13 protein-coding genes are annotated in these 13,180 nt (G+C 66.0%); 7 read left to right on the plus strand and 6 right to left on the minus strand.

Annotated elements, in window-relative coordinates:
• Nucleotides 1–69 precede the first annotated feature (69 nt).
• Nucleotides 70–912 carry a uroporphyrinogen-III synthase gene (locus QX010_RS14255; protein WP_316180090.1) on the minus strand — a complete coding sequence of 281 codons (843 nt, stop codon included), beginning with the start codon at nucleotides 910–912 and terminating at the stop codon, nucleotides 70–72.
• Nucleotides 913–1,067: 155 nt separating this feature from the next.
• Between QX010_RS14255 and purU the strand changes: the two genes are divergently transcribed.
• Nucleotides 1,068–1,931: a formyltetrahydrofolate deformylase gene (gene purU / locus QX010_RS14260; protein ID WP_316180092.1), complete on the plus strand. Its 864-nt coding sequence runs from the start codon at nucleotides 1,068–1,070 to the stop codon at nucleotides 1,929–1,931.
• A gap of 11 nt (nucleotides 1,932–1,942) precedes the next feature.
• Here the strand turns inward: purU and QX010_RS14265 are convergent, their stop codons facing one another.
• Entirely contained in the window at nucleotides 1,943–2,242 is a 300-nt protein-coding gene (locus QX010_RS14265) for a hypothetical protein (protein ID WP_315803549.1), read from the minus strand.
• Between the two features lie 283 nt (nucleotides 2,243–2,525).
• On the opposite strand from QX010_RS14265, the gene QX010_RS14270 reads away from it, so the two are divergent.
• The 6 genes from QX010_RS14270 (at nucleotide 2,526) to QX010_RS14295 (ending at nucleotide 8,870) form a co-directional block, all read left to right on the plus strand.
• A complete protein-coding gene (locus tag QX010_RS14270) occupies nucleotides 2,526–3,707 on the plus strand; it encodes an ABC transporter substrate-binding protein (RefSeq protein ID WP_315803548.1) in 1,182 nt (393 codons plus the stop codon).
• Nucleotides 3,708–3,946: 239 nt separating this feature from the next.
• Nucleotides 3,947–4,816, plus strand: a complete 870-nt coding sequence (locus QX010_RS14275) for a branched-chain amino acid ABC transporter permease (protein ID WP_315712905.1) — start codon at nucleotides 3,947–3,949, stop codon at nucleotides 4,814–4,816.
• A gap of 7 nt (nucleotides 4,817–4,823) precedes the next feature.
• Nucleotides 4,824–5,861: a branched-chain amino acid ABC transporter permease gene (locus tag QX010_RS14280; RefSeq protein ID WP_316180094.1), complete on the plus strand. Its 1,038-nt coding sequence runs from the start codon at nucleotides 4,824–4,826 to the stop codon at nucleotides 5,859–5,861.
• Complete coding sequence (locus QX010_RS14285) at nucleotides 5,858–6,604, plus strand: ABC transporter ATP-binding protein (RefSeq protein WP_315803546.1); 747 nt, start codon at nucleotides 5,858–5,860, stop codon at nucleotides 6,602–6,604. Before QX010_RS14280 ends, QX010_RS14285 begins: the two co-directional genes overlap by 4 nt.
• Nucleotides 6,604–7,320, plus strand: coding sequence for an ABC transporter ATP-binding protein (locus QX010_RS14290; protein ID WP_315803545.1), 717 nt, complete (start codon nucleotides 6,604–6,606; stop codon nucleotides 7,318–7,320). Before QX010_RS14285 ends, QX010_RS14290 begins: the two co-directional genes overlap by 1 nt.
• A 431-nt stretch (nucleotides 7,321–7,751) precedes the next feature.
• Nucleotides 7,752–8,870 (plus strand): cobalamin-independent methionine synthase II family protein, encoded by a 1,119-nt coding sequence (locus tag QX010_RS14295; protein WP_315803544.1) that lies wholly within the window; start codon nucleotides 7,752–7,754, stop codon nucleotides 8,868–8,870.
• Between the two features lie 51 nt (nucleotides 8,871–8,921).
• Here the strand turns inward: QX010_RS14295 and QX010_RS14300 are convergent, their stop codons facing one another.
• The 4 genes from QX010_RS14300 to QX010_RS14315 all read right to left on the minus strand — a co-directional run bounded on the left by QX010_RS14300 (nucleotide 8,922) and on the right by QX010_RS14315 (nucleotide 13,112).
• Nucleotides 8,922–10,052: an acyltransferase gene (locus tag QX010_RS14300; RefSeq protein WP_316180096.1), complete on the minus strand. Its 1,131-nt coding sequence runs from the start codon at nucleotides 10,050–10,052 to the stop codon at nucleotides 8,922–8,924.
• Between the two features lie 83 nt (nucleotides 10,053–10,135).
• Entirely contained in the window at nucleotides 10,136–10,828 is a 693-nt protein-coding gene (locus tag QX010_RS14305) for an SGNH/GDSL hydrolase family protein (RefSeq protein ID WP_316180098.1), read from the minus strand.
• Nucleotides 10,829–10,885: 57 nt separating this feature from the next.
• Nucleotides 10,886–11,263: a DUF2147 domain-containing protein gene (locus QX010_RS14310; protein ID WP_315803541.1), complete on the minus strand. Its 378-nt coding sequence runs from the start codon at nucleotides 11,261–11,263 to the stop codon at nucleotides 10,886–10,888.
• 181 nt (nucleotides 11,264–11,444) lie between these two features.
• Nucleotides 11,445–13,112, minus strand: coding sequence for a caspase family protein (locus QX010_RS14315; protein ID WP_316180100.1), 1,668 nt, complete (start codon nucleotides 13,110–13,112; stop codon nucleotides 11,445–11,447).
• Between the last annotated feature and the right edge of the window lie 68 nt (nucleotides 13,113–13,180).

Here is a 13,180-nt window from a genome sequence, read left to right on the forward strand (position 1 = left end):
GGGCTGGTAGTTGCCTGCCTCATCGCGATCGGTGGCTATAGGTCCGGGGTCAAGCCCGGGACGACACTGTTAGTAACGCGCCGCTGGCGGCACTTTCACACCCAGCGCCTTGGCCATCGCCGAGATCAGCGGCTTCATGAAATAGGCCTCGCCCGCCGGTGTGATCGACGGCGTCAGCCCATGCGCAGCCAGCTCCTCCGTCACCACAGGCCCGACGGAGGCGATCTGCGTGCGTGCCAGTCCCTCACGCAGGCGTGCCTCGACGCCGTGCGCCCTGGCGACGTCGAACAGCCGCCGCGGCTGGCCCGAACTCGTCAGCGCGATCGCGTCAACCTTGCCGGCGATCATCTCGTCGATCGCGGTGAGGATGTTCGCGTCCGCCGCCTTGGCATCATAGGCATAGGGCAGCACCGGATCGACCTCGGCGCCGCCAGCCTTGATCGCGCCGATCAGCGCCGAATGATCCTTGTCGGGATAGAGCTGCAGGCCGAGCCGATGGCCCGTGAGGTCGTAGCCTGCCAGCAGTTCGGCCACGCCTTCCGAGGTCGGCTTCTCCGTGGTGACCTGCGCTTCCAGGCCCAGCTCGCGCAAGGCGCGCCCCGGCTTGGGACCGCGGGTGAAGGTCCGGGCCTTGCCAATCGCGGCGATGAACTCGGCCTCGACGCCGATCCGGCGCGCCACCGTCATCAACCGCCTGAGGCCCTCGCCGGTCATCAGCACGAGATCGTCGAACGGCCGTTCGTTACAGCGGCGAATCCAGGCCTCGATCGGCGCCGGGTCCGGCGCATCCTCGATCGTGAACATCGGACATTGCAGCACGTCGGCGCCCTGCTCGGCGAGCAGCCGGGAGAACTGCGCCTCCTCGCGGGTTTCGAGGATCAGGATGCGGTTGCCGGTCAGCCTGTCAGCCATGACGATGCTCGAAGTTTGAGAGTTGATATTTTGTTCATCCTGCCCATGGGCCGAGCGTTGGCGCAAGCGCGCGGAGGGTGATAGAGCAGGGCCCGAACGGGCGCCAAGCCTGCCGCATCATTCACCCTTCGTCCTCCGCCCGGTAACGTCACGCCATGTCCGACCACCAATATGTCCTGACCCTGTCCTGCCCGGATCGTCCCGGGATCGTCTCGGCCGTCTCCACCTTCCTCGCCCATAACGGCCAGAATATTCTCGACGCCCAGCAGTTCGGCGACTTCGAGACGGGTCATTTCTTCATGCGCGTGGTGTTCACGGCGGCCGACCTCGCGGTCAACCTGCCGGCGCTGCAGACCGGATTCGCCGCGATTGCCGAACGCTTTGCGATGGACTGGCAGATGCGCGACCGCGCCGGGCAGCGCCGGGTGATGCTGCTGGTGTCGAAGTTCGACCATTGCCTGGTCGACATCCTCTATCGCTGGCGCACCCGCGACCTCGCGATGATTCCGACCGCGATCGTCTCCAACCATCCGCGCGAGACCTATGCCGGGCTCGATTTCGGCGACATTCCGTTCCACCACATGCCCGTCACCAAGGACACCAAGCGCGACCAGGAGCAGGCCATCCTGAAGCTGGTCGATGAGACCAGGACCGATCTCGTCGTGCTGGCGCGCTACATGCAGATCCTGTCGGACGAGATGTCAGCGAGCCTGTCGGGCCGCTGCATCAACATCCACCATTCGTTCCTGCCGGGCTTCAAGGGCGCGAAACCCTACCACCAGGCCTATGAGCGCGGCGTCAAGCTGATCGGCGCTACCGCCCATTACGTCACCCGCGATCTCGACGAGGGCCCGATCATCGACCAGGACGTCGAGCGAATCAGCCATCGCGACACCCCCGACGATCTCGTGCGCAAGGGCCGCGACATCGAGCGGCGCGTGCTGGCGCGGGCGATCCGCTATCACCTCGAGGACCGCGTCATCCTCAACGGCCGCAAGACCGTCGTCTTCATGGATTGATGTCGCCGCCGTCAGCGGCCGGGGGCGGTCGCCTGCGCGTTGGCGTTGGACTGCGTCTGCTTGTCGCGTTCGGCGGCCGGCAACTGCCGCTGCCGCTCGCGCTCCTGCATGAACCGGTCGTATTCGGGGGTGCCCGGCCGGGGTGGCGCGTCGGCCGGCAGGCCGCCGGCCCATTGCGGCATCAGATCGCCCATCCCCGCGCCGACCTTCTCATTGATCGACGAGCAGCCGGCGAGGATCGGCCCGGCCGCGGCCAGAAGCATCATCGCGGCCGGAAAGAGCCTGGTCCGGTGGGGGCGTCTGGCCGGCATTGACGGGGGACCTTTCGTGCTGCGGGCGACCCGCGGCCCGGACCCTAACGACTTGCCATCAATTGGTAAAATTTGGCCGTTCGATGGTTTAGGTATTAATATACCAATCACGGATCGGTGGTCCGTTGCGGAAACCTACCGTTCACGAAGCCTCCCATGATCGCCATTGACAACGGGGTCCCAAGTCCGCAGCGATGCGCCCGCGATATCGTGAACGAGATCGCACGGTTAAGACAACAATGGCCGGGGGCTGCGGTCCTGATCGACCAGGGAGGTAGTTTCAATGTTCGTGCGAAACAAGACACTGACGCTCGCCGCCAGTGCGGCGCTCGCCGCGGCTGCGCTCGCGTCCGGTGCGGCGCGGGCCGAAGACGTGTTCAAGATCGGCCTGATCGTGCCGATGACCGGCGGCCAGGCGTCGACCGGCAAGCAGATCGACAATGCCATCAAGCTCTACATGCAGCAGAACGGCGACACCGTCGCCGGCAAGAAGATCCAGGTCATCCTCAAGGACGACGCGGCGCTGCCCGACAACACCAAGCGTCTGGCGCAGGAGCTGATCGTCAACGACAAGGTCAATGTGATCGCCGGCTTCGGCGTGACACCGGCGGCCTTCGCCGCCGCGCCGCTTGCCACCCAGGGCAAGATCCCGGAAGTCGTAATGGCGGCCGGCACCTCCATCATCACCGAGAAGTCGCCCTACATCGTCCGCACCAGCTTCACGCTGCCGCAGTCCTCGACGATCATCGGCGACTGGGCGGTCAAGAACGGCATCAAGAAGGTCGCCACGCTGACCTCGGACTACGCGCCGGGCAACGACGCGCTGGCCTCGTTCAAGGAGCATTTCACCGCCGGCGGCGGCGAGATCGTCGAGGAAATCAAGGTTCCGCTGGCGAACCCCGACTTCGCTCCGTTCCTGCAGCGCATGAAGGACGCCAAGCCGGACGCCATGTTCGTGTTCGTGCCGGCCGGCCAGGGCGGCAACTTCATGAAACAATATGCCGAGCGCGGCCTCGACAAGAGCGGCATCAAGGTGATCGGACCGGGTGACGTCACCGACGACGACCTGCTCAACGACATGGGCGACGCCGTGCTCGGCGCCGTCACCGCGCACATCTATTCGGCGGCGCATCCGTCGGCGAAGAACAAGGAGTTCGTCGCGGCCTACAAGAAGGCGTTCAACAGCCGTCCGGGCTTCATGGCGGTCGGCGGTTACGACGGCATCCATCTGATCTACGAGGCGCTGAAGAAGACCGGTGGCAAGACCGACGGCGATTCCCTGCTTGCGGCGATGAAGGGCATGGCCTGGGAGAGCCCGCGCGGTCCCATCTCGATCGATCCGGAGACGCGCGACATCGTTCAGAACGTCTACATCCGCAAGGTCGAGAAGGTCGACGGCGAGCTCTACAACGTCGAGTTCCAGACCTTCGAGGCCGTCAAGGATCCGGGCAAGGCCAAGAAGTGACGCGATAGGCGTCATCTCGAGCGCGCACGAACGGTGCGCTCCCTCCCCCGCGTGCGGGGGAGGGCTGGGGTGGGGGTACCCCACGGCACACGCGTCGTGTGGAGAGATGTCCCCCACCCGGATCACATCGTTCAGATGCGATCCGACCTCCCCCCGCAGGCGGGGGAGGCGCAGACCGAGCAAGCATTGAATGCATGCCCTTCGGATGAAGGGATGACTGGGGACTGAAACTAGACTCCATGACCGCCATCCTCACCAACCTCTTCGACGGCGTCGCCTACGGCATGCTGCTGTTCGTGCTGGCCTGCGGGCTCGCCGTGACGCTCGGCCTTATGAACTTCGTCAACCTCGCCCATGGCGCCTTCGCCATGGCCGGCGGCTACGTCTGCGCCGTGCTCGTCAACCGGATGGGATGGCCGTTCTTCGCGGCGCTGCCGCTGGCCTTCGTCGCGAGCGCCATGATCGGCGCGCTGCTGGAGCGGACGCTCTATCAGCATCTCTATGCGCGCAGCCATCTCGACCAGGTGCTGTTCTCGATCGGGCTCGTCTTCATGACGGTGGCCGCGGTCGACTACATCATGGGCTCCTCGCGAATCTTCATCAATCTGCCCGACGTGCTGCAGGGCCAGTTCGACGTCTTCGGCGTTGGCATCGGCCGCTATCGGCTGATGATCATCGTCATCTGCGGGCTGCTCACGGTGGGGCTGCAGCTGGTGCTCTCCAAGACGCGGTTCGGCAGCCGGCTGCGTGCCGCCGTCGATGATCCGCGCGCGGCGAGCGGCCTCGGCATCAACGTGCCGCAGGTGTTCGCCTTCACCTTCGCGTTCGGCTGCGGGCTCGCCGGCCTGGGCGGCGCGCTCAGCGCCGAGATCCTCGGCCTCGATCCATACTTCCCGCTGAAGTTCATGATCTACTTCCTGATCGTGGTCACCGTGGGCGGCTCGTCGTCGATCACCGGCCCGTTCCTCGCCTCGCTGCTGCTCGGCATCGGCGACGTCGCCGGCAAATACTACGTGCCGAAGCTCGGCCCCTTCGTCATCTACACCATCATGATCGTGATCCTGATCTGGCGTCCGAACGGCCTGTTCGGCCGCACGGCGACGCGGTGAGGATCGCATGACCATGAACGCACAAACCGAGGTCGGATTTCACGCCAGGCAGCACGGCCGCTGGCACTGGAGCGAGTTCGCCTTCTGGATCGTCGTGCTGGCGGTCGGACTGGCGTTTCCCTCGCGCTACCTGATCATGACCGAGATCCTGCGGCTGGCGCTGTTCGCGCTGTCGCTCGACCTGATCCTCGGCTATGCCGGCATCGTCTCGCTCGGCCACGCCGCCTTCTTCGGCGTCGGCGCCTATTGCGCGGGCCTGCTCTCGGTGCACGGCATCATCAACGAGCCGGTGCTGGCGCTGATCGTGGCCGGCCTCACCGCCACCGTGCTTGGCTTCGCCACCAGCTTCCTGGTCATCCGCGGCGTCGACCTGACGCGGCTGATGGTGACGCTCGGCATCGCGCTGTTGATGGAGGCGCTGGCGGAGCGCTTCTCCAACATCACCGGCGGTACCGACGGTCTCCAGGGCATCGACATCCAGCCGATCTTCGGCGTGTTCGCCTTCGACATGTTCGGCAAGACCGGGTTCTTCTATGCGCTCGCGGTGCTGTTCGTGCTGTCCCTGCTGGCGCGGACAATCGTGCATTCCCCCTTCGGTCTGTCGCTGCGCGCGATCAAGAACAATCCGTTGCGCGCCGCCGCCGTCGGCATTCCCGTCAACAAGCGCCTGATCGCGATCTACACCGTCGGCGCGTTCTACGCCGGCATTGCCGGGGCGCTGTTCACCCAGACCACGGCGCTGGCCTCGCTCGACGTGTTCTCGTTCGAGCGCTCCGCCGACCTCGTGCTGATGCTGGTCATCGGCGGATCCGGCTATCTCTATGGCGGGCTGATCGGCGCCGCCGTGTTCCGGATGCTGCAGGAGCTGTTCCAGTGGATCACGCCGCAATACTGGATGTTCTGGATCGGCCTCGTGCTCGTCGTCATCGTTCTGGTCGGCCGCCATCGCATCCACGCCTATGCGCTGTGGCTGCCCAATCTCATCCTTCGGCAGATCGCCGGCCGCAAGGCCGCGGTGGCCCTCACCGATAACGAGGCGCCATGACCTACGCATTGGAAACCCGCGGCCTCGACAAGCATTTTGGCGGCCTCCATGTCACCCGCAATCTGTCGCTGCAGATCGCGCCGGGCGCGCGCCATGCGCTGATCGGTCCGAACGGCGCCGGCAAGACCACAGTCATCAATCAGCTCACTGGCGTGCTGGAGCCGAGCGCGGGGCGCATCCTGCTCGAAGGCCAGGACATCACCGACCTGCCCGTGCACAAGCGCGTGCTGCGCGGCCTGTCGCGCACCTTCCAGATCAACCAGCTCTATCCGGACCTCACGCCGCTGGAGACGATCGGGCTCGCGGTCTCCGAGCGACTCGGCGGCGGCGGCAACTGGTGGCGGCGCATGGGCACGCGCGACGACATCAATGCCGAGATCGCCGAGACCTTGGAGCGCTTCCGGCTACTCGACGTGATGAACGATCGCACCTCGACGCTCCCTTACGGCAAGCAGCGCCTGCTGGAGATCGCGGTCGCGATCGCCGCGCGCCCGCGCGTTCTGCTCCTCGACGAGCCCGCCGCCGGCGTGCCCGAGGGCGAGCGCAAGGATATTCTCGCCGCCGTCGCGGCGCTGCCGCGCGACGTGACGGTGCTCTTGATCGAGCACGACATGGATCTCGTCTTCTCCTTCGCCGACCGCATCTCGGTTCTCGTCTCCGGCGCGCTGCTGGTCGAGGGCGCGCCCGACGAGGTCGCGCGCGATCCGCAGGTCAAGGCCGTCTATCTCGGCGAGGCCGCGTGATGACCGATCTGCTGACAATCGAGAACCTGCGCGCCGGCTACGGCCAGGCGGTCGTGCTGCCGGACATGTCGCTGAAGCTGCCCGAGGGGCAGGTGCTGGCGCTGCTCGGCCGCAACGGCACCGGCAAGACCACGCTGATCAACTCCATCGTCGGAGTCACCCGCCGCTTCTCCGGCAAGCTCGCGTTGGCCGGCACCGACATCACGGCTCTTCGCGCCGACCAGCGCGCCCGCGCCGGCATCGGCTGGGTGCCGCAGGAGCGCAACATCTTCCGCTCGCTCACGGTGGAGGAGAACATGACCGCGGTGGCGCAGCCCGGACCCTGGACGGTCGAGCGCGTCTACCAGATGTTTCCGCGGCTCAAGGAGCGGCGCAACAATTTCGGCAACCAGCTTTCCGGCGGCGAGCAGCAGATGCTGGCGATCGGCCGCGCGCTGACGCTCAATCCCAAGGTGCTGCTGCTGGATGAGCCGACCGAAGGCCTCGCGCCGATCATCGTCGAGGAGCTGCTGGCCGCGATCGGCACCATCAGCCGCGCCGGCGGGCTGTGCTCCATCATCGTCGAGCAGCACGCGCAGAAGCTGCTGGCGCTGGCCGACCGTGTCGTGATCCTGGAGCGCGGCACCATCGTGCACGATGCGCCGTCGAGCGCCTTGAAGGCCGATCCGGCGCCCCTGGAGCGGCATCTCGGCGTCGCGAGCGCCGCCGCGCACTGACCTGATCGATAGGCTTGAACGCGACGAGCCGAAGCGTCATCATTGGTTGCGGGGACGGCGTGGCTCGCGCAATCGACCGAGGTCTGGCGGTATGGCGCGGCCGTCGTCAACATCGGTATGCAGAATCCAGTTGTGACGGCCTGGCGGCCGGAGCCTCGTTGTCCCGAGGGCGCTTTGCCTGGAGACGGATTTGATGGGGTCACCTCAAGATTGCCCATCGAACGCGGTCGGAATTGGCCAGACCACCGCACTTGGCATGGATTGCGCCGTGCCTCTCCACGATCTCTCTTCGACAGAATTGTATACCGACCGGATACGGGGTAGGGGATGGACCCAGTCCATCACGCTTTGCCCAGGTGACCAGCCAGGACAGATCGCGGCCGGTCCAACAACCCTATCCAACGAATCGACGCCTTCCAAGGAGTGAGCACATGCAACGCACCAAGCCCCCATTCCGCGCCGACGAAGTCGGCAGCCTCTTGCGGCCGCAGAAGATCAAGGAAGCCCGCGCCAAGCTCGAGAAGGGCGAGATCTCGGCGGCCGACCTCGCAAAGATCGAGGACATGGAGATCGAGAAGGTCGTGCATCGCCAGGCCTCGACCGGCCTGAAGCTTGCGACCGACGGCGAGTTCCGCCGCTCCTGGTGGCATTTCGACTTCCTCGCCAAGCTGACCGGCTGCGAGCTGTTTCACCCGGACGCCGGTATTCAGTTCACCGGCGTGCAGACCCGTCATGACGCGGTGCGCGTTATCGGCAAGCTCGACTTCCCGGCCGATCATCCGATGCTCGACCATTTCCGCTTCCTGAAGAAGCACGCCGATACGGCGCATGTGACGGCGAAGATGACGATCCCGTCGCCGGCCGTGCTGCACTTCCGAGGCGGCCGCAAATCGATCTCCAAGGACGTCTATCCCGATCTCGACGCCTTCTACGAGGATCTCGGCAAGACCTACCGCAAGGCCGTGAAGGCGTTCTACGACGCCGGCTGCCGCTATCTGCAGTTCGACGACACCGTGTGGGCCTATCTGTGCTCGCAGGACGAACTGAAGAAGGCGCGCGAGCGCGGCGACAATCCGGACGGCCTGCAGCAGATCTATTCGCGCATCATCAACTACGCGATCGCCGAGCGTCCCGCCGACATGACCATCACCACCCATGTCTGTCGCGGCAATTTCCGCTCGACGTGGATCTCCTCGGGCGGCTATGAGCCGGTCGCCGAGACCATGCTCGCCAACACCAACTACGACGGCTATTTCCTGGAATATGACAGCGAGCGCGCCGGCGGCTTCGAGCCGCTGCGCTTCCTGCCCAAGGGCAACAAGGTGGTCGTCGTCGGTCTCGTCACCTCGAAGGTCGGCGAGCTCGAGAAGAAGGACGACATCAAGCGCCGCCTGGAAGAGGCCTCGAAGTTCGCCCCGCTCGACCAGCTCGCGCTGTCGCCGCAATGCGGCTTCGCCTCGACGGAGGAAGGCAACATCCTGAGCGAGGAAGAGCAGTGGGCCAAGCTGCGCCTCTGCGTCGAGCTCGCCGAGGAGATCTGGGGGAAGTAATCAGCTGCCCGAGGCTGTGCGCCCGGCGATCAGGCGCACGGATCGTGCCGATCAATGATGTGGGAGCGGGGCCGGAGCAATCCGCCCCGCTTCGTTTTTGCGCAGCAGGGCGCGGCGGATCAGCCGCTGGGCGGGGGCCTCAAACCGGTCATAGGTGAGATACGCTGCCGTGAAGGTCAGCCCCATGAAGCCGATCCAGAACATCTCGCTGCCGTATGGGATCGCTCGTCCAAGCGCACCGAAAGCGAGCGCGATCGTGAGTTGGATCGGGAAGTGCAACAGGTAGCAGGAATAGGTCATGTTGCCGGCTGCCTGCAGCAGGACTTCGGTTCGCCGTGGCAGCGTGATGGGCGTCGCGCAGATGAACAACAAGACAGGTGTATAGACGAGCAGGAATGCTGCGGAGCGCCCGGCGAGCGCGACGCCTGATAGCCAGAGCGCGAACGGAATGCCAATGACGGCGCATGCTGCGAGCGCCTCGAGCTTCGGCCGATACGAGACTTCGGCGACGCCCTGCCGCGCCATGGCGGCCAGTCCGCCGGCATAGAAGAACACGAAGCATTTGCCGACCAGCGTCCCGCTCGCGATCCCGGCCAGGATCATCGCCAGGTTCAACAGCGGCGACGTGGTGACGAAGCGCAGCGCCAGGAAGAATGCCGCATAGACCAGCACCTCGATCGAGATCGACCAGATCGGGCCGTTGAAGCTGACCCCGGTCGGCGGCAGCCAGTCGCTCGCCATGAAAAGCTGGGCGACGAAATGAGCGAGATCGTTGCTCTGGTAGACGAAGAAGAAGCCGTGCTGCGCGACATAGAGGGCCTGCAGCCCCGCGACCAGCAGCAGCGTTGCGAGATGCAGCGGATAGAGCCGCGACAGCCGGTTGACGAAGAAGGTCCAGCCGTCGACCGCGCCATCCGGGACGAGCGCGCTGTACTTCCAGAAGAAGATGAACCCGGAGATGCACCAGAAGATCACCACGCCGTATTCGCCGAGCTCGTAGAACGGGAACAGCACGCGGTAGAATGGCAATTCGCTTCGGACGAGATCGACCGGCGCGTCGGCGACGTAGGCGAAGTGCGGATAGTGCCACAACAGCACCGAGATCGTGGCGATGAAACGCAGCAGCTCGAGCCCGAGCAGCTTGTGAGTCCCAGACGATGTCGATGTGTGAGGCAGGGCCATGCGGTGATCGTTAACCGTCTCGACGGGATGTACGCCCAATCCTAGCCGGCGCAAAGTGAAGGAATGTTTTCGCAGCCTGCGGATCAGCGGCAGGCGAGCTCGGTTCCTTGCAGGATCGCCTGGTCCCAGGACCGATAGCCCGTGGCATTCAGATGGATGCCTTCGAGCGTGAACGGCGATTCCATCGGCGGCAGGGGCAGGAAGGTCGCGCCGGTGCGCCTTGCGAGGTCCGGCAGCACGGCGCGATAGCCGGTGATGCTCGCCGCGGCGGCCTTCTCCATGGCCGGCGTGAATGGCCCGCGCGCCTCGACGGAGGGAAACTCGGCGATGAAGATGCGCGTGGTGAGCTTTGACAGCTCGCGCAGCAGGGCCTCGTAGCGCGCAGCGAAGACCTCGCTGGAGTCGGGCTTGGCGGCCAGCGCGTCGTTCACGCCGAGCGAGACGATGATCGCGAACGGCCGTTTCGGCCCGAGTGCGGGCTTCAGCCAGCCGGCGAGATCGCTGCGCGTCCCGGCGCCGGCGAGACCGGCGTTGACGACCGGATGCCCGCAGGCGTTGGCCGGCAGCGTCGCCGCCTCGACGATGCTGTCACCGAGCACGATGATCGGGTCATCGGGGCGAGCCAGCAGATTGTAGTGGACGACGAGCTGGCGGACCATGCGGTGGTCGCTGCCGGACAGTGTCGCCGAGCGGCGTGCCAGCACGAACGTCGCGACTGCCGCGGTGATCACCGCAAACAGCACGAATCCCAGCCGCGCCTGCGTTTTCGCTGCCATATGGACGATCGATGCCCTGATGTGACCCGACCGTAGTATGAATTCGCAAACGGAGCTCTAATTCGTCCGCGTCCAGGTCGAGGAACGGCAGATGACGCCGCCGAAGGCGCAGCCGGCCGTGGTCAGCGTGCCGCCGGACAGGGTCATCTTGGCATCGTAGGTCTTGCCGTCGTCGGGATTGCTGTAGCTGCCGGCCCACGCGTTGGGTCCGGTCGGCTTCATGCCGGAGAACAGCCGCTGGCCGACCTTGGCGGGGGTAACCGTGCCTTCCTTGATCCAGACCAGCGTGCCGCAGATGGCGCCGCCGCAGGGCGCGAATCTGACCTTGGAGGCGCCGCTTTCGCGCAGCCAGACGCCGCTGACATCGTCGGCGAGCGCCGGGCCTGCCGCCAGCGCGAGCGACACACCTAGTCCGACAACGAAACGACCGATCATGCGAGCCTCCCTCATCCTTCGAGACGAACTTGTTGCTAGCGGATCGTGTCGGCGATGCGGCGGGCCGACGGCGACACGCTTGGTCTCCATTGTTCAGAAAGGATATCAGGATTCGGGCGTGCCGCACCTGTCTCGCGGGCTGTGATGGTCGGGCTGTGGCAGTGCCTGCCCAGCCCCAGGTTTATCTCGCCGCCAGATAGACTTCGCCAAGCAGCGAGGAATTCGACCACGGCACCTGCCGGTTCTTGGTGCCGGCCACGACCTCGGCGCGTACGCGCGTCAGCATCTGCTGCACCTCGAGCCCGGGCGTGCCGATGTGGCGCGACAGCGCCGCCGAGAACGGGCTGTTGTCGCCGTCGCCGTCGAGCGCGACCTTGCCCGGCGCGGTCGCGAACGCGATCAGCGTGCCGGCCCCGGACGTCGCGCCAGCACCGAGCGACGATGGTGCGGCCAGCCCGGTGGCGCTGAGACCCCGGCCGGGTCCGGCGCTTGCCGTCTCCGGCGGCGCGAACGGATTGTTGCGGCAGGCATCGAGGATCAGGATGTTGGTGCGGACCTGGTCGTCGAGCCCGGCCAGGATCTGGTCCATGTCGACCATTGCCGTGACCACATCGCTGCCCGCGGACGGTGCGATGTCGGTGGGCAGGAGATAGTTGCGGCCGTCGATCTGCACGCCGTGGCCGGCATAGAACACGACGGCCACCTGCGCCCGCGTCGCCTCGCGCAGGAAGTCGCGCGTCTTGGCCTGCATCGCCGCGCGGTCGAGATCGATGCCCTCGGTCACCGTGAAGCCGATGTCGCGCAGGCTCCTGGCGATTGCTCGCGCATCGCGCGGCGGATTGGGCAGTGGCTGCACGTGAGCGTAGGCCCCGTTGCCGATGACCAGCGCCATGCGCTGCCCCGTCGGCGCCGCTGCGGCCGAGGAGGGGGCCGTGGATTCCGGCTGCGGCTGGGGGCGCACCACCGCCTCCGACAGCAGCGACAGACGCACCCTGGCGGTGGCCTGGTTGGCCTTGCTGCCGGCATCGGATGCGGTCGTCGTCAGCGCCGCGGCGTAATCCGCCTTGGCCGCGTCGAACTCGCCCTTGGCCTCATAGGCCAGCGCGCGATGCACATGGGCAGCGATGACGACGCTGCCCGGCGGCGTCATCACGTTGGCCGGCGGATTCTGCGCGAGCCGGACCGCCTCCGAAGCGTCGGCGACGGCGCGGTCGAGATGGCCCTTGGCGCGCCAGATCACACTGCGGTTGATCAGCGGCGAGGCCAGCGCCGGATCGAGCCGGATCGCCTCGTTGATGTCGCCAAGCGCGCCGTCGAGGTCGCCGGTCGCTTCCTTGGAGATGCCGCGATTCTGCCAGGACAGCGCGGATTTCGGCATCAGCCTGATCGCCTGGTCGTAGTCGGCGATCGCCTTGGCGTAGTCGCCGGTGCCGCGATAGGCGTTGCCGCGGTTGTGGAAGAGCGTGCCGCTCGGCGCGCCGCTCTTGATGGCGTCGTTGAAGTCGGCGATCGCGATCTCGTACTCGCCTTTGTCGTAGTAGGCCGAGCCGCGCAGATTATAGATCGCCTGCGCCGGTGCCAGCCGTAGCGCCTCGGTGGCATCCGCGATCACGTGGGTGTAGTCGCCCTTCTTGTTCCAGCCGACCGCCCGCCAGAAATAGATCGTCGCCAGCTGGCGGCCGGAAAACGCCTTCAGGGCGATGATCTTGTTGCAGGCGGCGATCATCTGGTCCGCAGGCGTCGTCTCGGTGGTGCAGAGCGGGCCGAGCTGGGACTTCGACTGGGCGAGGGCGGGAGACGTCCAGAGGGCAGCCAGCAGCGGTATCAGCAGCAGGAGGGAGCGGCGCATCGGCACGGACCGTGGGGACGAGAGGCAGGAACCTATCCGGTTTGTTGCGTCCGGAAGGGTCCGGGTTC

This window comes from Bradyrhizobium sp. SZCCHNRI1009 (assembly GCF_032487575.1).
Classification (GTDB): Bacteria; Pseudomonadota; Alphaproteobacteria; order Rhizobiales; family Xanthobacteraceae; genus Bradyrhizobium.